Source organism: Staphylococcus simiae, from assembly GCF_002902085.1.
GTDB lineage: Bacteria > Bacillota > Bacilli > Staphylococcales > Staphylococcaceae > Staphylococcus > Staphylococcus simiae.
On the sequence record NZ_PPQR01000022.1, the window covers coordinates 57,876 to 80,075 of the forward strand.

The window sequence follows — 22,200 nt, forward strand, 5'->3', positions numbered from 1 at the left end:
AATTGTTTTGAAGCCGAAACTCCTGAGGGAGCAGTGCTAGTCGAAGACCGGGGCCCCAACACAAAGAAACTGATGAATCAGTTTCTACAAACCATGCAAGTTGGGGTAGGCTGAGACAGCACCCTAGGAAGGGACCCAACACAGAAAAACTGGTTATCCAGTTTTTTCATGCAATGCAAGTTGGGCATAGCGAGGCTTAAAAAATAATTATGTATCAGTCCAATTGGGGAGAGAACCTTTTTATTATAGTTTCACTTTATGCTTCATATAAATCTAACAATGTATTCAACGTGTGTATAACACCATTATGCTGATTTGATTTTGCAATTATATCAGCATGTTCTTTTAACTCCGGATATGCATTATCCATCGCAACCCTTGTATCAGCTACCTTAAATAATTCAATATCATTCAAACCATCACCGAAGACAATTGTTTCACTAGCATCTACACCTAAGCGTTGTTGCAAATGTTCAATTGTTGAACCTTTATGCACACCTTTTTTGGCAATATCAATCCACTCTGCATCAGCTGCCACAATATATAAACGATCTTCAAAGTCTTTTAAATAAGTGGCATTATCAATACACGCTTTGTTAGCATCATGTACAGTCACTTTGACAAAGTCTTCACTAATGTCACTATAATCAGCAATATATTCCACATTTTCATAAGAGCCATGCACGATTTTCTGTTCGGCATCACTGATACCACGCTGAACATATGCTCTTTTATCAGTACACACAATGATCGTTTGTTGCGGATCAATATGACGTAAACGTTCAATTAATTCTAGTCCTAATTCTTTGTTAAATGTTTCAGCCCAAATTGTTTGATGATTATATTGAATACGCGTTGCACTATCACCAACAATATAAGTATCTTGTTCTATACCATCTAATATTCGAGCAACTCTTTCACATTGTTTTCCCGTACAAAAAGCAAATGTTATATCATTACGTTGACATCTAGCTTTTAATTGTTGACATGCGTCATGATGAATATCGCCTTGTGGATTTAAAAATGTTCCATCCATATCAGTAACAACCAATTTTAACTTCATTATCGATGACACTCCTTGGATAATTAGTCTAATGATTCTCCATTTGTTTCAATCACTTTTTTGAACCAATAAAATGAATCTTTCTTCATTCTATCAAGCGTACCATGACCTTCATTATCACGATCCACATATATTAAGCCGTAACGTTTCTTCATTTCGCCAGTAGTAAATGAAATGATATCGATGATGCCCCACGGTGTATATCCAATCAAATCAACACCATCTAAGTCTACTGCATCAATCGCTGCTTGAATGTGTTTCCTTAAATAATCAATACGATAATCATCATGAATTTGACCATCTTCAATACGATCGATAGCACCAAAACCATTTTCAACAATAAATAGTGGGATTTGGTAACGATCGTACAAGACATTAAGCGTGTATCTTAATCCTTCTGGATCAATTGCCCATCCCCAATCACTTGATTCAATATAAGGATTTTCTACAGAATTAGGCAAGCCACCATTAACAACGTTATTATCGACAGTAGATTGCGCATCATGTTTCACAACAGTCGACATATAATAACTAAAGCCAATATAATCCACAGTTCCTTGGCGTAAAATAGCGTCATCACCATCAAGGTAACCAATATCATAACCTTTTTGTGCGAGCATTTTCTTAGCATAACCCGGGTAATAACCACGTACTTGAACATCCGGGAAGAAAAATCTTAATCTATTAGCAATTTGCGCTTCCATGATATCTTGTGGATTACAAGAATATGGATAAATAGGAACATGGGAAATCATTGCTCCTATTTGGAAATTAGGATTAATTTCTTTACCAATTTTTACAGCTTTCGCACTCGCAATTAACTCATTATGTGCTACTTGGTACAAGACTTCTTCTGGATCATCCGCTTCACTTAAAGTCACACCTGAGTTCGTCCATAAGAAAATAGGATTACTTGTATCCATCTGGTTATTAATTTCATTAAACGTCATCCAATAGGTCACTTTATCTTTATATCTGTCAAAGACGACTTCTGCAAATCTCGCAAAATAATCAGCGACTTTTCTGTTTCTGAAGCCACCATATTCTCTTGCTAAATGTAAAGGCATTTCAAAATGAGACAACGTAACGACAGGTTCTATACCATTCTTAATTAACTCATCAAAGACATCATCATAAAATTTTAAGCCTTCTTCATTTGGTTCATCTTCATCACCATTCGGGAAAATACGTGTCCACGCGATTGATGTTCGTAAACACTCAAGTCCCATTTCTTTAAATAATGCAATATCTTCTTTATAACGATGATAAAAATCAATACCTACATGATTAGGATAATATTTATCAGCTTCAACTTCACGAGTAATTTCTCTCGCCTTACCATGTTCGCCACCTGTCATAACATCAATAACACTTAATCCTTTACCATCTTCATCGTATCCACCTTCAAATTGATTGGCAGCTAATGCGCCACCCCACATAAAGTTACTTGGTAACTTAGACATTTTCTATCTCTCCTTTATTTTTTAATAATCGTTAACAATTGTTCCTGTGGCTCAATCATTTCTTTGTCACTAACTATAACATCTTCAAAATCTGCTGAATTGGTAACAATAACTAATGTTACAGTGTCATAGCCTTGTTTCTTGATTAAGTCTTTATCAAATTGAATTAACGCTTGTCCTGCTTTAACATGTTCGCCGTCGCTAACAAAGACTTCAAAACCGTCACCGTTCATATTCACGGTATCTAGTCCTATATGAATCAATACTTCTGCACCAGACTCTGATTTTAGACCAATGGCATGTTTTGAAGGAGCAATCATAGTCACCGTACCTTCAAACGGTGCGCTAACTGTTGTATCTACTATCGGTTCTATACCGACACCTTTACCCATCATTTCTTCACTGAAAATAGGATCAGCAACGTTTTTTAATAACACCTTATTACCAGCAAGTGGTGCTAAGACATTTATTTCCAACGGTTGATTAGTTACTTCATCGTCATTCGTATCTTCAGCTTTATTTGTCATTGCGTTATCATTAATATCTGCTGAGTCCACTTCTTCAGTTGTATCTTGTCCATATCCTAACAACTGAATTGCAACGATTGGTAAGACGAAAGCAATTAACGCACCAATAATAATGCCCCAAATGGACCCTGGATTGTGACTACTGTAGCCATTAACAATCGTTATTGGCCCAGGTAATCCAGCATACGCATAATATTTAGGATTAAAGAAACTAGCTACAAAGGCACCAATGGCACCACTGATACAAGCAATGATGAAAGGTTTTTTAAATCTTAAGTTCACACCATACATCGCTGGCTCTGTAATACCGAAAATACCTGTAATACCTGCTGAAGAGGCAATACGTTTAATTGATAATTGTTTAGATTTAATTAACACACCTACAACTGCGCCAACTTGAGAAACAACTGCGATTGTTTGAAATGCCTGGAATGAATCGCTCTTATATTGTTCAAAGTTCGCCAATACCATTGGCGTGATGCCCCAATGTACGCCGAAAATAACGAATACTTGCCAGAAACCACCAATGAGCGTACCTGCTAACCATGGCGCTACATCAACTAGTGCATTATAACCACTTGCAATACCATGCGCGACTAGAGTTGATAATGGCCCAATAATTAATAATGTAAGTGGCACCATAATGACAATTGCAAAAAATGGCGTGAATAGTGGGCGAACCACTTCGTGAATCGTCTTATTAAGAAACTTTTCAACATATGATAAGACCCACACTAAAATTAATGGTGGTAAGACACTAGACGTATATGTCGTTTCAGATAACGGAATACCAATAAAATTGACCGCCTGTCCTTGTCCAATTTTAGTGATTAGTGCTGTTAAATCTGGACTAACAAGCGCAGCATTACAAGCAATGGCTATATAGACATTAACATTAAAGTGCTTCGCTGCTGTTATTGCAATGAAAATCGGTAAAAACGTAAATGGTGCCCATGAAATAAAGTTAAATACTTGATACGTCCCAGTCTTTTCAAAAGCTGGTGCAATTAAATTAATAATAATTAATAAACCTTGTAAAATACCTGCCGCTGCTAAAATATAAATAAATGGTGCAAATACTGCAGACATTGTGGCAATGACTCTATTTAAGATGGATTGTTTTTCGCCACTATCATTATTACTACTGTCACTTTGCTGTTGGTTATCTCCTAATTGATCTTCAAATGCTTGATAAACATTACTGACAGCATTCCCTATGACCACTTGGAATTGTCCATTATTTTCAACAACCGTTACAACTCCATCCAATTGTTCTACTTCCTTTTTGGCTGTTGGAATTGAACGTTTCATTACAATTCGCAATCTCGTTGCACAATGTGATACTTTTACTACATTCTCTTCTCCACCTATACGTTGAAGAATTTGTTCTGCTAATACCTTATTTTTATCTTCCAATGGTATCGCCTCCCATTTTTTGAAAACGCTTTACTTAAATTATAATTGTACCGGTTCAATTTGTAAATACCGTTACAAATAAAATAAGCACCATGATATAATAACTTCATATGATATTGAAAAGAGGTTGTCACAATATGCTGAAGTACGAAACCATTGCACAACAAATTAATGACTATATTATTAACGGTCAATTTAAAGCTGGTGACAAATTGCCAAATGTTACTACTTTAAAAGAAAGCTATAACGTTAGTAAAAGCACTATTATTAAAGCGCTCGAAGTGTTAGAACATGATGGGGTTATTTATCAAGCTCAAGGTAGTGGTATTTATGTCAGAAACACTAAAGATGACAATTATATTAATGTCTTTAAATCGAATGGCTTTTCGAAAAGTTTGAGTGAGCATCAAATCACGAGTAAAGTATTGGAACTAAAGGAAGTTAATGATCCACCACAAGCAGTAATTAATGAATTGAAATTAGAAGACCATGAGGTAGTTTATTATTTAAAGCGGTTACGTTATGTCGATCATGACATATTATGTATTGAGGAATCTTACTATAATAAGCAAGTGGTTAAGTATTTGAATAATGAAATTGTTGAAGGATCTATCTTTAATTATTTAGAAAATGATATGAATATTCGTGTGGGCTTTTCAGATATTTACTTTAACGTCGATAAATTACAGCGTGATGAAGCACAGTTATTACAATTAGTTGAAGCAGATCCTTGTTTGCGATACCATCAAACATTTTATACAACAACTGGTATCCCTTTTGATTCATCAGATATTACATTTCATTATCAGCATTCACACTTCTTTATACCAAGTAAGAAATAAATGCATTTTTAAATGTGTAATTATTTTCAATAAAACTATTTTAACACTCTATTATTTATGACATAATTTAATTATTATGAATCATTGGAGTTGATAAAATGAGTGAATTTATAGCAGCAATCATTGGTGGCATCATGTCTTTTCTTGCTACTTTATGGGCTACAAAAAAGCAATTTTCTCAACAACAGAGAATACGAGAAAACGATGCGAGAAATGATATCGTTAGTATGATTGATATTGTCATTTATAAAACGGCAAAAGTCCGTAACAATGAATTACATTTCAAAACGGCCAACTTTAACAAAGCGGATACGTGTGATATAGTTTCAGATATTTTAAGAGATTATGAATCATTAAACCATCAAGTTCAAGATTTAATCATTAGAATGAGTAATTTCAAAGACAACTCTAATGCTCAAATTCAAGAATTCTTAAATTATTATGATGACTTAGAAATGCCTTATAACAAATTAAAGATTGCTTATAGAATCTATCAACAGCAATACGACAACAACCAATATGACAATAATGCCATTGCTTTTTCAAAAAGAAAATTAGATTATGCTATTGGTACATTTATCAATAATTTAAAAAAGTTTTCATTACAACATTTTGAACATCAAATTTTCGAACCAAGCCTTAACCCTATACTATCTAAAGATGAAGCGATTCGTCCTAAAACAAACAGATCATATTAATCATAGAGGCATGTAAGTTTAGATATAACTATCCAAGCTCACGTGCCATTTTTTATTGAAAAATTTATCCTTATATCACCTTTGCACAATATTTATCGCAGTCTTAAGTGCGGTCCTTAGTGCAATCCCAAGTGCAGTTCCCAACATTTCTCATATGACTATCATCACAAATAGCAATGATATTTATTATTTAACTTCACCAACGCCCTAGTACTTTGAGCTAAAATGCCAAGTTCATTTTTATTTTTGTCGCTTTTTACATACAATTTTATATTTACTACGATTACAATTAAAAGTAAGAGATGTTGTTATATCATGTTGCAAATTTGAATAGGAGGAATTTTTATTATGGAACATTCTAATGTCCCCAATTACCAAGGTGGTAATAAGCTCATTACTGCGATTATGTTAGCCATCTTAACTTATTGGCTATTTGGACAATCCTTTTTAAATATTGGTCCACATGTCCAACAAACCTATCAAAGTTCTGACGGTATTATTAATATCGCAATTAGCTTAACTTCATTATTTACTGGCGTTTTTATGGTAACAGCTGGTGGCTTTGCTGATCGCTTTGGCCGAGTCAAAATCATGCGTCTTGGCTTAGTATTAAGTATTATTGGCTCAATCCTCATTATTATTACACATAGTAGTTGGTTATTGTTAGTCGGTAGAGCAGTTCAAGGATTTTCAGCTGCTTGTTTAATGCCTGCTACAATTTCACTTATCAACACTTATTATTATGGTAACGCTCGACATAGAGCCATGAGTTTCTGGTCTATGGGATCTTATGGTGGTACAGGACTAGCCTCATTACTCGCAGGTTCTATTGCTACAGCTATCTCTTGGCAATGGATATTTATTATTTCCATTATTGTTACAGTCATATCTTTTTATTTATTACGTGATGTGCCCGAAGTAAAAGAAGATAGTCATCACAATACACAGTTTGATTTTTTAGGGCTACTATTTTTCATCATTTTTATGCTGAGCCTAAATGTCATTATTTCTATGGGCAATCAAATTGGTTGGCTTAGCGCTACTACATGGTTATTGATTCTACTTTTTATCGTTACTTTATATAGCTTTATTATTATTGAAAAAAGACGTCAAGACCCATTTATAGACTTTAGTCTGTTTTCTAGTCGTTTTTTCATTGGTACTGTTATCGCCAACTTTTTAATGAATACAACAGTTGGTACACTCGCATTATTTAATATCTTCGCTCAACAAAACTTTAATATTTCTGGCTTATATTCTGGTTTCTTAACGATTCCTTATATGTTCGGTGTCTTAATCACAATTCGTATTGGTGAACGTATGATGAGAGAACGTCAGGCCAAGATTCCTATGATGATAGGCTCTGGATTCGTAGCATTAGGCATGTTATTTATCGGCTTAACTGTCATTCCTTTTAATGTTTATATTTTCAGTAGTTTATTCGGTTTCTTATTATTCGGTATGGGATTAGGTTTCTTTGCAACACCAGGATTGAATACCGCGGTTTCAAATGCACCTTCTGAAAAAGTGGGTATTGCTTCTGGCATTTATAAAATGGTTGCAACTATAGGTGCCGCCTTTGGTATTACTATTTTCACTTCCCTTTATAATATGATTAAAGCATCAAGTTCAATGACCATTGCAGCTATGACAGGTTTCTTACTATGTATGGTCTTTGTCATTATCGCTATATTCATCACAAAATGGATTATCCCTAACAAGCAATAATTTATAACTTAAAAAAGCAATCGCGAAGATATATGCACTTGAGCTGATCGCAATTAGTAGGAAAAAAATAAAAAACACTTCCGTTGAATTCGTGTAAAGCGAATCATTATGGAGGTGTTTTTTCTAGATTAAGTTATTAATTTAAATTCAATAATATGTCATTTATAGTAGTGGTATCGGCATGATGCTATTAAAATAGCTGAATCTGTGACTTTATATACCACTCTATGTTCATGATGATTTATTCTTCTACTATAGTAGCTCTTTAAATCACCACGTAATGGTTCAGGCCTACCTTCACCTTCAAGTACACCTTCACGTTGTATACTTTTAATTAAACTATTAATCTTTTGCAATAACTTTTTATCTTGTTTCTGCCAGTATTTATAATCTTCAAAGGCATCAGGTGAAAAAGTGATATTTAACTTAGTCATAAGATTCAACATCAACTTTCACTGAGTTGCCACGTTCTAAATCCGCTATGGATTGTGCTAAATGTTTAGCATTCGCAGGTGATTGCTGTAAATATAATGTTTCCATAATGGAATTGTAATCAGCTTCAGAAAGTAAGACGGCATTGCGATCATTAGTTGTAATCGTTATAGCTTCAGCATTGTCATTGACATTATCTATAAGCTGTCTAAAGTTCTTTCTAGCATTTGAATACGTTATAACAGTCATCATACATACCTCCTTATTCATTTTAAAAGTACAACATTCTGTACAATATGTAAATATTCACTATTCATTACCTACAACACCAAAATGTAGTCGCACCCTTTAAAATTGTAACTTAAAAAGCAGTAGCAACCGTATGAGATTGCTACTGCTTTGTCATATTATATCTAGAAGAATATGGCTACAAATATAGGAACCACTGCGACAACGACCACACCTACTAAAACTAAGGAAATACTTGCCATTGATTCCTCGACAGGACCAAGTTCTTTTGCTGGTGCAACACCTAATGTATGACCACTCGTACCAAGTGCCAGTCCCCTAGCAATTGGGTTCGTAATATGGAATAATTTTAAGAATTTATTTCCTAAGGCATAAATAATCACACCATTTAAAATAACTGCTAAAGAAGTCAATTCTTTAATGCCGCCAATCCCTGCTGACACGGGTAAAGCAATCGCTGTTGTAGCTGCTTGAGGTAACATTGATAAAATAACGTCATTGGCAAATTGAGCCAATTTAGCGAAAGCCATAATAATAAGTAGTGCGACAACTGTACCTACGCCAATACCACCAATAATTCTATGCCAATGTTTTACTAAAACATCACGCTTTTTATAGAGTGGAATAGCAAAACAAATGGTTGCTGGTTCAAGGAAGAAGTATATAATATCTCCCCCTATTTTATAAGTTTTGTAAGGAATTCCGGTAAAATAAAGGAAGGCCACACCGACAACCATACTGACAAATAAAGGGGCAAACAAGAAAAAGCGATTAGTCTTTTCAAATAGTAATGTTGCTAAATAGAATGGAATTACTGATAATAAAATACCGAAATATGGTGTATTAAGTGCTAAATGCTCAGTCATGTGCTTGTGCCTCCTTCATTTTAATATCTTCTGCAATATCGTCAGTCGAACCTTTAGATGTTAATTTCATAATTAATTCTGTAACATAACCGGTACAAATAAGTAATAATATTGTTGATACTATTATTAAACCAATAATTAAAATCGGTGCTCTACTAATGACACCTAATGAATTCACTACTGAAATACCTGCTGGCACGAATAGTAAACCAATATTATTTGTTAAAGTGGTTCCTACCGTTTCAACATGTCTTAATTTAACAACACCTGTGCATAATAAAATAAATAATAGCACTAAGCCTATCACTGACGCTGGCATAGGTATGGGCATAAATGACTCAATTATTTTTGATACTAATAGTACCACGCCTATAACTATACATTGATATAAAAAATGGGCTGGTTTTGATTCGTCTACTTTTTGTTTCACGACCATTGCCTCCTACGTTTAATTTATCTACAGTATAGTGTCCATGTTTCGTTTTGCGTCGTATTTTTGCTGAAATACAAAATTTCATAGCTAAAATGCATTAAAAAAAGGATTACTGTAAAGTAACCCTAAACAAGACCTGCCCATACCTTAAATTCTTTCATAAATGAACGTCCCACTTGCATTTTGACCCCATTCGTCAAAATTACCATATAGGTGTAATTAAACCATTGTTGTACTTCTTTGATATGCTTTTTATTAATAATATAGGAACGGTGAATACGTAAAAAATGTGATTGATCTAAACGTTTTTCATAACGATTTAATGGCTCTGTTGTCTCATATTGATGATTCGTTGTGTGAATGGTTGTAATCCCATTATGTGTCCCAATACCTATAATATTTTTTTGTTTGAGCATATGTATTTTATCATCAATTTCTACAGGTAAACTTTGTTCAAAATCTCCAGATACGGCTTCAACTTTAGGTGCTGATTGATTGCCAGTTGTTTGTTGTTGCGCTTTTACTTTATTGATTGCTTGTTCTACGCGCTGTTGTCCAAATGGCTTTAAAATATAGTCTGTCGCATTCAATTCAAACGCTTGTACTGCATATTGATCATGCGCTGTAGCAAAAATGATCGCTGGAGGATTTTTCATTTTTTGAATTTTAGAGCCTAATTCAATCCCATTCTCATCCATTAAATTAATATCTAAAAAGATAATGTCATAGTGATTTAACAATAATGCTTCCAATGTTTCTGTTACATTTTCCGCTTCATTAACCTCATCGAAACCACCAATTTCATTAAGTAAATAGCCTAGTTCGTTGCGTGCTAGTGGTTCGTCATCTACGATTAATGCTTTCATTCCATTTCCTCCTCTTGTTTATCACAAGGAAGTACACACCAGAAAGTGGTACCGCTTGATGTTGAGTTAAACTGTAATGCTGCTGGTATGCCAAATAGTCCTTTTAAACGTAAATTCAAGTTTTCTAAAGCACTACCAGTTCCAGATTCAGATTCGACGGAAGTTTCACCTAGTAAATGTAATTTATCATTGGCAATACCCTGTCCATTATCCGTTACAATGATGCGTACATGCTGCTCATCTTCCTCTATAACTGAAACTTTAACATTATTCCCTTGCTTACGATTGGTAAACGCATGTTTAATGGCATTTTCAACTAATATTTGAATTAAAAAAGGTGGTACTAATACTTTTTTGTAATGCTCTGGGACAGCGAATTGGATGTTAAATCGTCCTGGAAATCTAGCTTGTTCTAAAGATAAATAAGCTTGAACTTGGCTAATTTCTTTATCTAAAGAAATAGTATGCTGTCTAGAACCTTGCAGATTGGCTCTAAAGAAATAACTTAGCTCTAACAATAACTCGCGTGCCTTCTCACTATTAATTCTAACCAGTGCAGAAATCGTATTAATAGAGTTGAAGAAAAAGTGAGGGCTTACTTGTGCTTGTAACGATTTAATTTCAGCATCTTTGAGTAACTTACTTTGCATTTCAGCTTCACCTAATTCAATTTGACTACTAAATATATTAGCTAATCCTTCAGCCAGTTGTCTTTCAACAAATGTTAAATCATTAGGATTTGTAAAATACATTTTCAGCGTACCTATAATTGCGCCGTGCATTTCTAATGGAATAACAATTGCTGCACATAAAGGACAGTTGGGATGACTACAGCCAATCCCTTCTTTCGTATGCACTTCTTTTAATTGTCCAGACTTTAAAACATCTCTAGACAAACTCGTAATAATTTCATTTTCTGGAATATGGTGATCACTGCCAGCTCCAACATGTGACAAAATCTCATGTTTACTTGTTATGGCAACTGCTGATACTTTCATTAAATCTTTAATAATAACTGCAATATGTTCAGCAGATTCTTTATTTAAACCTTCTTTAAAATACGGTAACGTCTGATTCATCAATTGTAAAACATCATGTGTCTGTACAGCTTTCATTTGTTCTTCTTGCTTTAATGTCGAAATAATAATCGACATGAATATAGCTGTACCTACACTATTCACAATAATCATAGGTATCGCAATTAATGAAATTAATTCCATGGCATAAGTTTTATCAGTTGAGAATATTAAGATACTTAACATTTGTATGCCTTCCATCAGCACACCAATAAAAGCACTCTTAACAATGCTTGGATAACGATTTAATTTACGTGTTTGTAAACCAAAGTAACCAGATATTATCCCAATAAACAATGATGAAATTAAATAAATCTCAGCACCTGCACCACCCATATATAACCTGAAGACACCAGAAATAATACCTACAAATAAACCAACAAATGGCCCACCGACTAAACCAGCAACACCAATCGTTAACACACGTGTATTAGCCAGTGAGACATCGTTGTTTAAATGGAAATAAATACTTCCCGAAACACTATGATCTGGATTAATAACAATACCAGTTAGATTTGACATTAAGGCAAACAAACTAAACACGATACATAGTTGTAAGCGCGCACGCCATGTCCGTCTGCGATTCATTAAGTTTTTAAAGTAAGGTATATTCATTAATACATAAGCTAAAATAATGATTAAGCCTACTCTTTCAAGTAGTAATACAGTTAAAGATAACACCATAACACCCCAGTGATTTTTAATATATTTATTTTATCACAACAATACATGTACATTTCATGAATAATTTACAAAAAAAGAACGACATAATGACAGTGTCTTAAAATAGCTACACTTCATTATGTCGTCTTAATACGAACATTTATATACACTTATGATCATGTACAAAAATTGATATATGTTATAACTTGAATATTAATAATAAATTTAACTTACTTTTTTAAATAGGACATGATTTTCTAAATGTACGTGTTCATGTGTAAATGCTTCTAAATCTTTTAATCTTTGATATACTAAACGCCATGTACCACAAGCTTCAGCAGGTGGTTGGAAATCTGATGTTAATTCTCGCATTTTTTCCAACAATTCACCTGTACCATTATGATCACTCACTAAATCATCTATAATGTCTTGAATATCATCTACTTGTTCGCCATTAGCATATTGAATCAGTTTAGGAAAATCAACGTCATCTTCTTTTTCAGTATGTTCTAACATACCTTTTCTAAATGTGTCATAAACTGATTTAAGCTCTACCAAATAAGGATTATTTGGACCATGTACCTTAGACAATTTTGTCACATAAGGTGTTAAATTTTTAAATTCTTCTCTTAACGGCTCATGATACGCCGATTGTATATATTGAACTAAAGAAGGTACTGTTAAATATTTAGGATTTAACGAACCTTTTGAGTTAGTATTTTCAATTTCATTTAAACGTTCCATTAAACCGTCTAAATTAACCTTTTTATTGTCTTCGGCAGCTTTCTCAATTGTGACATTACCACCACAACAAAAATCAATTCCAACACTTCTGAAGACATCCGCTGCTTTAGGATAATCTGTCACTACATCTGCTACAATATCGTTCTTATTTATCATATTGATTCCCTCCTTAAACCAAGTGTATACAATTTATTTAGAATTTAAATACATTAACTACAAATGTCATATAATTATCATAATCATCTGACAATTTTAATTTTTATAAGCTAAAAAGTTGAAAATCTTATAGTTTGTGAATTTATTAACATTTGGTATTTCAACTAAATATAATGGCTATTTTTGTGATGTGTAACCATTGCAAGTGATAATCAATAGTTTTAAGGTAGTGTTGTAGAAAGTAAAACTTTGTAACGGAGGTATTACCATTGTCAAAAAAATTTATTAACGCATCTATTTATAAGCATAATGATGCATCAGAGATACTTATAGAAGATGGCAAATTTGTCGAGTTCGGTAACGATTTAAAAGAAGCTGATGAAATCATTGATTTAGAAGGTGCTTTAGTATTACCACCTTATGTTGATTCACATTTACATTTAGATTATTACTTTACTGGACAAGATCCAAATATCAAAAATGAGTCTGGTACTTTATTTGAAGCAATTGATTTATGGAACGATTATAAAAAAGGTACGACAAAAGAAGAGATGAAATCACGTATGCGCCAAGCAATTAAAGACGTTGCTAGCTATGGCACACAATATATTCGTGCTCAAACTGATTGCACTGATCCAAACTTGACTGGCATTAAAGCCGCGATCGAAGTACGTGATGAATTAAAAGATAATATTACAATTCAAGTAGTAGCATTCCCGCAAAATGGGATGTATTCCTTTAAGGAAAATGGTAAAACAGGACGTGACCTCGTTGAAGAAGCATTACAATTAGGTGCAGATTGTGTTGGTGGCATACCTCATAACGAATGGAGCCCTCAAGATGGTGCTGAGTCTGTTAAAGAAATTGTTAGACTAGCAATTAAATATAATAAATTGATTGATGTCCATTGCGATGAAACAGATGATGCCGATGCTCGTTTCTTAGAACAATTAAATGCTGAAGCAATGAAACAAGGTTACGGTCAATCAACAACGGCTTCACATACATGTTCATTCGGTTCAGCCGATGATGCTTATGCCTTTCGTATGATGGGGTTATTCAGACAATCCGGCTTGAATTTTGTAGCATGCCCTACTGAAAATTTATATTTACAAGGTCGACAAGATACGTATCCAAAACGTCGTGGATTAACACGCGTTAAAGAGTTTGTCGATAATGATATTAATGTCGCATTCGGTCAAGATTCTATTGTGGATTTATGGTATCCAGCTGGTTCAGGCAACTTAATGAACATTTTAGATAACGGTTTACATGCTACGCAATTAATGAGAGAACAAGATTTCCCTCGCAATTTTGATTTAATTACGTATAACGGTGCACAATTAATGCAAATTGAAGATGACTATGGTTTGGATGCTGGTAAACCAGCTAACTTTATTGTGCTTGATGCGCCAAATGTCTTTGAAGCTCAACGACGTCGTGTTGAATGTCTCGCTTCAATTCGTCATGGTGAGTTTTTATTCCGCAAAGCACGCCCAACTTATCTTACAGAACTTGATATAGATAAAAGCACTAAGTAAATGAATGTGTCAATGAAAAGCAGTACTTGCATATATTGCGGCAAGTACTGCTTTATTGTGTTATTTATTTTTTGAGAAGCGTTTGAAGGTTAATACTGAACCTACTGCCATTAATGCTGATGCAATGACAGCGATAAATGTTGAATTACTTGCTTGTTCCCCAGTTGCTGGTAATTCTGTCATGTGTGTTGCTGGCGCTTGTTCGACGTTTGTTGGTTGTTGCATGTTATTTTGATTTTGTGTTTGATTTTGAGCGTTATTATTTGGCGCTGGTGTTTGATTTTGAGCATTGTTACTTGGCACTTGTTGGTTGTTTGAAGTTGCTGTATTTGCATTTTGTCCATTTAAAAAGTCACCATGTACGACTTTTTCACCATCTGGACCACTTCTTGGAGTTGAATATTTAATTGTGTTGCCGTCTTTATATACATCAATAAATCCTACTCCATTATCTTCTTCACCATAAAATTGAAATCTATAGAAGTTTCCTTCATCGGTATAATCTTTATTAAATGATACTTTACCTGCTTCTGTATACCCCTTAGAAATATTTACTGCCGCATTTTTAGCTTGATTTGCATTTATTTCTGCTGCTTTTGCTTCGTGTCCTGATTCTAAACCTGTGAATAATAATGCCCCTGCTAATGTTGTTGTCGCTAACAAACTTACTTTTTTCATAATTGCATAACCTCCAACTTTTGATACCTCAAATATAAACAACTTTTTATTATATAGCAATACAATATTTTTGACACAGACAATATGTGTCCACCATTTTTATTTATCTATAAAGTATGATATAAATTATCTATATATTTATTTATTAAAAAATCTTGTTTTTTAGTTGTGTATAAATCAAAGGGATGAAGGGGAGAATTATTTGGATAAATCAACACGTATATTAAATATATTAACTTTGCTTATTAACGGGAATATTGTTAATAAAAATAATATACAAACTATAACTGAAGTCAGTGACAAATCTATTCAGCGAGATATTACCACTATTAATAACTTTTTTTACGAAAGTGAATATTGGAGAAGTCAGAAGTCTAAAATTATTTACAATAGAGTATTAAATGGCTACCAATTAGTTAATAATATTAACCATGAAAATAGTTTAGGTATTTTAAGTTTGTTAATTAAAATAAAAAGTTTAACACCTATTTTACATTATGATATTTACAAGCTATTTTTAGATAATATTGCTAGTTCCAAACTTGAAGATCAAAATATTCTTAAAGAGATGCTTAATAGCTTTAAAGTGAGAACTGATTTATTACCAGGAACATCTCTTATGACCATTCAAAAAGCCATTTCAAATCAACATTACATTAGAATTACCACTAAAGATGACAAATTATTTGTTAAACCTTTATCCATTTTATATATGCACTTCGATTATTGGTTTAGTTATGAATATGAAAAAAAGGTTTATAATATAGCGATGAGACATATCATTGCTGTTGATACACTTACTTCTAAATTTAATCAAACAAATATACAAGAGCCCTTTAAATTCGAAATAGATACATCAATTTGGCATCAATTTCAAAAACAATATTCTATAAAGAAATTAATTGCTCATAATGATACTTCAGTAACTGTATTAGTCAATTGCACAAAGTTTGATGCTTATTATATTGCTTATCAGCTTGCACCATTAGCCAAAATGTTAGGACCTCAAAGTTATATCGATGATTTTGTTCATCGATTAGAGGAAATACATAAAACTTATACCGAATAATTAATAAGAGGATGTATGGCACGAACCATACACCCTCTTTTATCATTTTTAATAATAAAACATAATGTCTTCACCATCAGCATCAATATTAATAACATGTCCCTCTTGAAGATTGCCATAAATCAATTCATCAGTAATATTTTCATTTAAAAAGTGTGAAATATTTTCTTGATTCTGTTGTTCACTTTCAGTCGAAACATATACTTGTTGTGCAATAAGTTGAATGGCTTGTTCAGAACATATTAATCCAAAACCTTGCTCTTGAATCAAAGTTTTTTCATGGTTTAATATCCTCTTCGTTTCTTCAAAATATCTACTTTGTGTCACGTGGTCATGATTAACTTGTTGCTTAAACATAATGTTTCCCCCTATAGTTTATTCAAGCGCTATTTAACAGTTGCTATAACTTAATCATCTGATAATTCTATTGTCTACTTCCCAAACATCGGTGCAATTTATTTATGAACCTTTTAAAAAGAGCGCTATTTAATTACACTTCTATTAAAACATTTTCAAAGGACAATAAATGTCCTCTTGCAAAATTATCTGAGCATAATAGTCTATTTTAAAAATTGACACATTTTAGCCAAAAGTAGGTCATAAAAAAGATGCCCAATTTCTTTTGGACATCATTTTGGCATCATCTTTACTTAATTCTTTCTTTTATATATTTTCCAGCAAAACCATTTACAGCTTCTCCGCCTGCTACTTCTTGTTTAGCATATTCTCCTGATGAATTACCTCGTAAATTGTAGCCATACGTACGTAACCCGAATACTTGATATTTATTATTAACCATTGGTGAACCTGAGGCACCAGAACGGAATTTATCTTTAATTTGAATCTCTGTTCCATTGCCAGAACGTTGCAATACTCGGTATTTATTCCAATATGCTTTGGTATTATCGTCTTTTTTACCATCAAATTGCCATGGATAACCTAATGAATATAAGCGATCATTAAATTTAAGATGACTAATTTGACTATCAGAAGCTAATTTTAGCGGTTGAACGTATTTTGCTAAATTTTCCTTAGTATAAACAATTGCAATGTCATGTTGGGGTACTTTAATAACTTTAGTGGCATGAAAATGATACGGGATGTTTTTACCATCACGATTCATATCAAAAGTAATTTCTTTCGCAGCAGCTGGTTGTCCATTTTTACGATCAATGACATGACCATTAGTTAAAAAAGTATGTGGCCCAACTACAAATCCTGTGCCCATACTATCTTTGCCATATCCTTTCCAACCATCATTATTAGAAACTCTTCCCACAGCCTTGTACGGTGTTTTATTAGCATAATCATAATGTGAGATAGTCACATCATGATTACTAATCTTTTTAGCTTTAGACAATGCCTGTGCATCATTGGGACTATGCATACCATCATAGTAATAATTTTCTGCTGCTTGAGCTGAATTTGCAGTCATAAGCATAGTCATAACTGTTACAGCACTAGCTATTAATTGTTTAGTTGTCATATTAAACTCCCTTTGTTTATAGATTGAGGAATACATTATTTTAATTCTACTACTTACGCATTAAATGATTAACAACTCTTTTAGCAGCCTGTCCATCTTCTAGCGAACAATATTTGTGGTAAAATTGATTCAAGTTTTCAGCATAAAGCGTACTAAGGTTATCACTATTATGTAACACTTTGATCAACTCATCTTCATTTTCAACAATAGGCCCGGGTAAACTATGTTTATAATCCATATAAAAGCCACGTAAACGATCACCATAGTCTGCTAAATCATAAGCATAAAATATTTGTGGTCTTTTTAAGACGCCGAAATCAAACATTACTGAAGAATAGTCAGTAATTAAAATATCACTAATTAAATATAACTCTGCAATATCTTTATAATCAGAAACATCTATGACAAATGAATCATGTTCTTCTACTCTAGTCACAACTAAGTAGTGCATTCTTAGTAAAATGACATAATCATCACTTAATTGTTGTCTCATCTTCTCAATATTGAAGTTTAAATTTAACTCATATGTTCCTTTAGAGATAAATTTATCATCACGCCAAGTTGGTGCATACATGACTACTTTTTTATGAGGTGGAATGTTCAAGCTGTCTTTAATACGTTGAATATAATCTGCATTATATTGTTCATTGACCAACTTATCATTTCTTGGATATCCTGTTTCAATGATTTTAGAACGCTCTACTTGAAAAGCACGTTCAAATATATCTGTTGAATAGTGATTAGGTGAAATCATATAATCCCAACGTTTGCTTTCATCTATAATATTCTGTCTGTATAACTTAGTATTCGTACCTGGCATTTGTACATCTTCAATATCTAAGCCTAAACGTTTCAGTGGTGTACCATGCCAAGTTTGCAGATAAATATTGTGCTGTGACTTATAAAACCATTTTGGTAAACGTGTGTTAATAATCCAGTATTTGGCACGTGGCATAGTTAAAAACCATTTCAATGAAAAACGCGTAACAAATGGCACACCCTGTTGTTCAAATATTGATTCATATCCTTTTTTAACACCCCATACAAGTTTATGATTCGTATGTTGGGATAAATATTCATATAATGCCCGCGGATTATCACTAAATTGTTTGCCATGAAAACTTTCAAAATAAATCAATTTACGATTAGTAAATAGTGACATCAATTTAAAAATAACCTTAATCATAAGTTTTACTAGTTTATTGATGCTTTTTTTAATCATGCATTTACTCCTTAATTTTAAATATTCTACTTATATTTATCGCTAATATTATAACACTTTGACTTCTAAAACACATTTCTACTGTGGATATCAATAATATATTTTAGTAATAATGATTATCATAGTTATTCTGCTATATTTCTGATATTAATTCGAATTTAACCTTAGTAACATTCGCATAAATTTTGAAAGTTAGATATAATGGCTAAATAAAATAAATTATCAATTTAAGCTATTTGTTTATATTAAATATATTAATATTGCTTGCGAAAGGACTTAATTATGAACGCATTAACTATAATAGTAACTTATTATAACTCTGAAGAATATATAAAAAATTGTATTGAAAGTTTGAAACAGCAACGTTCTCAAGACTTTAATCTAATCATAGTTAATGATGGGTCTACAGACAACAGTGAACAAATCTTAAATAAGACGTTAAAAGACTATGATAAAGACGCTAATATCATTAATTTAGAACAAAATGGTGGTCATGCTCATGCACGAAATGTTGCTATTGATGAGGTGGAGACACCTTATTTCATGTTTTTAGATGCAGATGATGAACTAGCTTCTTATGCTGTAACATTCTATTTGCAAAAATTAAATGGGACTGATGGTTTAATTGCTCCAATCCATTCATTTGCTATTAAAAGACCTCAATATGTCGATTTAAATAAAGTACAGGTGAAATACTATAGAGGTAATTCGGATGATATTAATTCATTTTTAAGAAGACAATCAGCATGTAATATTATTTTTAGAACTGCTATCGTTAAGGCACACCATATTCAATTCAATGAAAACCTAAAAGTATATGCTGACTGGTCATTCATACTGGAATATATGAAATATGCTGAAAAATTTATCAGAATTCTTAAATTCCAATTCTATTATCGTGGTGAGGTTTATGATCCATTCGAAACATCAACGCTAACTGAACAAGACTTTGATATGCTATTCACAGACTATGTTCAAAGCTTTTATGATGCGATGCAACGTGTTGATAACCCTAAAGTTAAAAAATTCTTAATTAAAAAAATGCAAGAGAAATTAAAAAAAGAATTCAATCCTAGCCTTTATGATATTGAAGTGAGATACAACAATAACAAAGATATGTTAGTAGAATTATCTAAATATTTAAATCTACATTTAGTTAAGCATCAAAATCCACTTAATAAAATTGAGACGATGTTGCTGATGAAAGATGATACTGATAACGCTTATAAAGTGAATAAGTTACGTTATAAATTACGTCATGTAAAAAACATTGTCTTGCGTAATAAATTAAAAAATCGTTCTATATACGAATTAAGTGATAGACCAGAAAAAGTTAAACCTAAAACCATTGTTTTTGAATCATTTGGTGGTAAAAATTATAGTGATAGTCCGAAATACATCTATGAATATATGTACCAATATTATCCAAATTACAATTATGTTTGGGCTTTTAAAAACCCAGACAACCATGTAATTCCAGGTAATGCTAAAAAGGTTAAGCGTGGTTCTTCTGAATATTATCAAGCTTATTCAGAAGCAAGTCATTGGGTTGCTAATTCACGTTTACCTTTATATTTAAACAAAAAAGACAATCAAACTTATATTCAAACATGGCATGGAACACCTTTAAAACGTTTAGCTAATGATATGAAAGTTGTTAGAATGCCAGGTACTACAACACATAAATACAAACGTAACTTCAATAGGGAAACATCTCGCTGGGATTATCTTGTGTCACCAAATAGATATTCTACAGAAATTTTTAAGAGTGCCTTTTGGATGGATGAAGATAGAATTTTAGAAATTGGCTATCCACGTAATGACGTACTAGTTAATAAAGCTAATGATAAAGAATATATAGAAGAAATTAGAACAAATTTAAATATTCCTAAAGATAAGAAAGTAATTATGTATGCTCCGACTTGGCGTGATGATGAATTTCTTGGTAAAGGTAAATATTTATTCGAATTAAAAATAGATTTAGAAAATTTACAGCAAGAATTAGGGGACGATTACGTTGTTTTACTACGTATGCACTATCTTATTTCTAACGCTTTAGATTTAGCAGGATATGAAAACTTTGCTATTGATGTATCAAATTATAGTGATATTTCAGAGTTATATTTAATTAGCGATTGTTTAATCACTGATTATTCTTCAGTAATGTTTGATTTTGGTATATTGAAACGTCCTCAATTCTTCTTTGCGTATGATATTGATAAATATGATAAAGGTCTTAGAGGTTTCTATATGGATTATATGAAAGATTTACCAGGTCCAATTTATAAAGAACCTTATGGCTTAGCTAAACAACTGAAAAACCTTGATGAAGTTCAAGAAAAATATCAAGATAAAATCGACGCATTTTATGATAGATTCTGTTCTGTTGATAATGGAAAAGCTTCGCAATATATTGCTGACTTAATACATCAAGATATAAACAGTGATAAATAATATTTTAGTAAATCAGTTATAATAATATATCTATGTATAAATTTTAAAATAACTAAAATTATGTTATATTAACTATATATAACATTAAGGAGACTTCATTATGAAACGAGTAATTACGTATGGAACGTATGATTTATTGCATTATGGTCATATTGAATTACTAAGAAGAGCACGTGAAATGGGAGATTACCTGATCGTAGCACTTTCTTCTGACGAATTTAACCAAATTAAAAATAAAAAATCTTACTATGATTTTGAACAACGTAAAATGATGTTAGAATCTATTCGCTATGTAGACTTAGTTATTCCAGAAGATAACTGGGGTCAAAAAGAAACTGACGTTGATAAATATGATGTTGATGTCTTCGTTATGGGTCATGACTGGGAAGGTGAATTTGATTTCTTAAAAGATAAATGTGAAGTTATCTACTTAAATCGTACAGAAGGTATCTCAACAACTAAAATCAAACAAGAATTATACGGTAAAGACTCTAAATAATTTATAACAATAAAGTAAATTGGGCTAAT

The 22,200-nt window shown here is 32.4% G+C and carries 21 protein-coding genes; 7 read left to right on the top strand and 14 right to left on the bottom strand.

Annotated elements, in window-relative coordinates:
- Positions 1-256: 256 nt before the first annotated feature.
- From CD113_RS03715 to CD113_RS03725, 3 genes are read right to left on the bottom strand one after another with little or no spacing between them, the layout of a single operon-like run.
- Positions 257-1,063 carry a Cof-type HAD-IIB family hydrolase gene (locus tag CD113_RS03715; protein ID WP_002461581.1) on the bottom strand — a complete coding sequence of 269 codons (807 nt, stop codon included), beginning with the start codon at positions 1,061-1,063 and terminating at the stop codon, positions 257-259.
- A 23-nt stretch (positions 1,064-1,086) separates the two neighbouring features.
- Positions 1,087-2,526, bottom strand: coding sequence for a 6-phospho-beta-glucosidase (locus CD113_RS03720; RefSeq protein ID WP_002461583.1), 1,440 nt, complete (start codon positions 2,524-2,526; stop codon positions 1,087-1,089).
- Between the two features lie 14 nt (positions 2,527-2,540).
- Positions 2,541-4,469: a beta-glucoside-specific PTS transporter subunit IIABC gene (locus CD113_RS03725; protein ID WP_002461584.1), complete on the bottom strand. Its 1,929-nt coding sequence runs from the start codon at positions 4,467-4,469 to the stop codon at positions 2,541-2,543.
- 137 nt (positions 4,470-4,606) lie between these two features.
- On the opposite strand from CD113_RS03725, the gene CD113_RS03730 reads away from it, so the two are divergent.
- The 3 genes from CD113_RS03730 to CD113_RS03740 all read left to right on the top strand — a co-directional run bounded on the left by CD113_RS03730 (position 4,607) and on the right by CD113_RS03740 (position 7,737).
- The gene (locus CD113_RS03730; protein WP_002461585.1) at positions 4,607-5,311 is read left to right on the top strand and encodes a GntR family transcriptional regulator; all 705 of its coding nucleotides are present in this window, start codon (positions 4,607-4,609) and stop codon (positions 5,309-5,311) included.
- A 98-nt stretch (positions 5,312-5,409) separates the two neighbouring features.
- Positions 5,410-6,009: a hypothetical protein gene (locus CD113_RS03735; RefSeq protein ID WP_002461586.1), complete on the top strand. Its 600-nt coding sequence runs from the start codon at positions 5,410-5,412 to the stop codon at positions 6,007-6,009.
- Positions 6,010-6,357: 348 nt separating this feature from the next.
- Complete coding sequence (locus CD113_RS03740; RefSeq protein ID WP_002461588.1) at positions 6,358-7,737, top strand: MFS transporter; 1,380 nt, start codon at positions 6,358-6,360, stop codon at positions 7,735-7,737.
- 158 nt (positions 7,738-7,895) lie between these two features.
- On the opposite strand, the gene CD113_RS03745 is transcribed toward CD113_RS03740, so the two are convergent.
- The 7 genes from CD113_RS03745 to scdA all read right to left on the bottom strand — a co-directional run bounded on the left by CD113_RS03745 (position 7,896) and on the right by scdA (position 13,222).
- On the bottom strand, positions 7,896-8,171 hold the full coding sequence (locus CD113_RS03745; RefSeq protein WP_002461590.1) for a Txe/YoeB family addiction module toxin: 276 nt from the start codon (positions 8,169-8,171) through the stop codon (positions 7,896-7,898).
- A complete protein-coding gene (locus tag CD113_RS03750; RefSeq protein WP_002461592.1) occupies positions 8,164-8,418 on the bottom strand; it encodes a type II toxin-antitoxin system Phd/YefM family antitoxin in 255 nt (84 codons plus the stop codon). Before CD113_RS03750 ends, CD113_RS03745 begins: the two co-directional genes overlap by 8 nt.
- Positions 8,419-8,582: 164 nt before the next feature.
- A complete protein-coding gene (gene lrgB / locus CD113_RS03755) occupies positions 8,583-9,284 on the bottom strand; it encodes an antiholin-like protein LrgB (protein WP_002461593.1) in 702 nt (233 codons plus the stop codon).
- Positions 9,277-9,720, bottom strand: coding sequence for an antiholin-like murein hydrolase modulator LrgA (gene lrgA, locus CD113_RS03760; protein ID WP_050801493.1), 444 nt, complete (start codon positions 9,718-9,720; stop codon positions 9,277-9,279). The genes lrgB and lrgA overlap by 8 nt, the downstream gene beginning before the upstream one ends.
- A 122-nt stretch (positions 9,721-9,842) precedes the next feature.
- Positions 9,843-10,583, bottom strand: coding sequence for a response regulator transcription factor LytR (locus CD113_RS03765; RefSeq protein ID WP_002461595.1), 741 nt, complete (start codon positions 10,581-10,583; stop codon positions 9,843-9,845).
- Positions 10,580-12,340, bottom strand: a complete 1,761-nt coding sequence (locus CD113_RS03770) for a sensor histidine kinase (RefSeq protein WP_002461596.1) — start codon at positions 12,338-12,340, stop codon at positions 10,580-10,582. The genes CD113_RS03765 and CD113_RS03770 overlap by 4 nt, the downstream gene beginning before the upstream one ends.
- A 207-nt stretch (positions 12,341-12,547) precedes the next feature.
- Entirely contained in the window at positions 12,548-13,222 is a 675-nt protein-coding gene (gene scdA / locus CD113_RS03775; protein WP_002461598.1) for an iron-sulfur cluster repair di-iron protein ScdA, read from the bottom strand.
- Positions 13,223-13,491: 269 nt separating this feature from the next.
- Between scdA and CD113_RS03780 the strand changes: the two genes are divergently transcribed.
- Complete coding sequence (locus CD113_RS03780; RefSeq protein ID WP_002461600.1) at positions 13,492-14,763, top strand: amidohydrolase family protein; 1,272 nt, start codon at positions 13,492-13,494, stop codon at positions 14,761-14,763.
- A 60-nt stretch (positions 14,764-14,823) separates the two neighbouring features.
- Here CD113_RS03780 and CD113_RS03785 read toward each other — a convergent pair whose 3' ends face one another.
- Positions 14,824-15,441, bottom strand: coding sequence for an LPXTG cell wall anchor domain-containing protein (locus tag CD113_RS03785; protein ID WP_002461602.1), 618 nt, complete (start codon positions 15,439-15,441; stop codon positions 14,824-14,826).
- 202 nt (positions 15,442-15,643) lie between these two features.
- Between CD113_RS03785 and CD113_RS03790 the strand changes: the two genes are divergently transcribed.
- On the top strand, positions 15,644-16,510 hold the full coding sequence (locus tag CD113_RS03790) for a hypothetical protein (protein WP_002461603.1): 867 nt from the start codon (positions 15,644-15,646) through the stop codon (positions 16,508-16,510).
- 48 nt (positions 16,511-16,558) lie between these two features.
- Here CD113_RS03790 and CD113_RS03795 read toward each other — a convergent pair whose 3' ends face one another.
- The 3 genes from CD113_RS03795 to tarF form a co-directional block, all read right to left on the bottom strand.
- Positions 16,559-16,867, bottom strand: coding sequence for a hypothetical protein (locus tag CD113_RS03795; RefSeq protein ID WP_002461604.1), 309 nt, complete (start codon positions 16,865-16,867; stop codon positions 16,559-16,561).
- A gap of 289 nt (positions 16,868-17,156) precedes the next feature.
- Complete coding sequence (locus CD113_RS03800; RefSeq protein ID WP_002461605.1) at positions 17,157-17,996, bottom strand: trypsin-like serine peptidase; 840 nt, start codon at positions 17,994-17,996, stop codon at positions 17,157-17,159.
- Positions 17,997-18,045: 49 nt separating this feature from the next.
- Positions 18,046-19,218, bottom strand: a complete 1,173-nt coding sequence (tarF, locus tag CD113_RS03805; protein ID WP_002461606.1) for a teichoic acid glycerol-phosphate transferase TarF — start codon at positions 19,216-19,218, stop codon at positions 18,046-18,048.
- 282 nt (positions 19,219-19,500) lie between these two features.
- Here tarF and CD113_RS03810 point away from each other — a divergent pair, with 282 nt between their 5' ends.
- Together CD113_RS03810 and tagD are read left to right on the top strand one after the other, a co-directional pair.
- Positions 19,501-21,672 (top strand): bifunctional glycosyltransferase family 2 protein/CDP-glycerol:glycerophosphate glycerophosphotransferase, encoded by a 2,172-nt coding sequence (locus CD113_RS03810; RefSeq protein ID WP_002461607.1) that lies wholly within the window; start codon positions 19,501-19,503, stop codon positions 21,670-21,672.
- Between the two features lie 100 nt (positions 21,673-21,772).
- On the top strand, positions 21,773-22,171 hold the full coding sequence (gene tagD, locus CD113_RS03815; protein WP_002461610.1) for a glycerol-3-phosphate cytidylyltransferase: 399 nt from the start codon (positions 21,773-21,775) through the stop codon (positions 22,169-22,171).
- Positions 22,172-22,200 lie beyond the last annotated feature (29 nt).

Coding starts and splice junctions, on each gene's coding strand:
- CD113_RS03745 (WP_002461590.1), bottom strand. CDS start 8,171: ATGACTAAGTTAAATATCACTTTTTCACCTGATGCCTTTGAAGATTAT.
- CD113_RS03800 (WP_002461605.1), bottom strand. CDS start 17,996: ATGACAACTAAACAATTAATAGCTAGTGCTGTAACAGTTATGACTATG.
- CD113_RS03795 (WP_002461604.1), bottom strand. CDS start 16,867: ATGTTTAAGCAACAAGTTAATCATGACCACGTGACACAAAGTAGATAT.
- tarF (WP_002461606.1), bottom strand. CDS start 19,218: ATGATTAAAAAAAGCATCAATAAACTAGTAAAACTTATGATTAAGGTT.
- CD113_RS03750 (WP_002461592.1), bottom strand. CDS start 8,418: ATGACTGTTATAACGTATTCAAATGCTAGAAAGAACTTTAGACAGCTT.
- CD113_RS03730 (WP_002461585.1), top strand. CDS start 4,607: ATGCTGAAGTACGAAACCATTGCACAACAAATTAATGACTATATTATT.
- lrgA (WP_050801493.1), bottom strand. CDS start 9,720: ATGGTCGTGAAACAAAAAGTAGACGAATCAAAACCAGCCCATTTTTTA.
- CD113_RS03740 (WP_002461588.1), top strand. CDS start 6,358: ATGGAACATTCTAATGTCCCCAATTACCAAGGTGGTAATAAGCTCATT.
- CD113_RS03810 (WP_002461607.1), top strand. CDS start 19,501: ATGAACGCATTAACTATAATAGTAACTTATTATAACTCTGAAGAATAT.
- tagD (WP_002461610.1), top strand. CDS start 21,773: ATGAAACGAGTAATTACGTATGGAACGTATGATTTATTGCATTATGGT.
- lrgB (WP_002461593.1), bottom strand. CDS start 9,284: ATGACTGAGCATTTAGCACTTAATACACCATATTTCGGTATTTTATTA.
- CD113_RS03720 (WP_002461583.1), bottom strand. CDS start 2,526: ATGTCTAAGTTACCAAGTAACTTTATGTGGGGTGGCGCATTAGCTGCC.
- CD113_RS03735 (WP_002461586.1), top strand. CDS start 5,410: ATGAGTGAATTTATAGCAGCAATCATTGGTGGCATCATGTCTTTTCTT.
- CD113_RS03765 (WP_002461595.1), bottom strand. CDS start 10,583: ATGAAAGCATTAATCGTAGATGACGAACCACTAGCACGCAACGAACTA.
- scdA (WP_002461598.1), bottom strand. CDS start 13,222: ATGATAAATAAGAACGATATTGTAGCAGATGTAGTGACAGATTATCCT.
- CD113_RS03715 (WP_002461581.1), bottom strand. CDS start 1,063: ATGAAGTTAAAATTGGTTGTTACTGATATGGATGGAACATTTTTAAAT.
- CD113_RS03785 (WP_002461602.1), bottom strand. CDS start 15,441: ATGAAAAAAGTAAGTTTGTTAGCGACAACAACATTAGCAGGGGCATTA.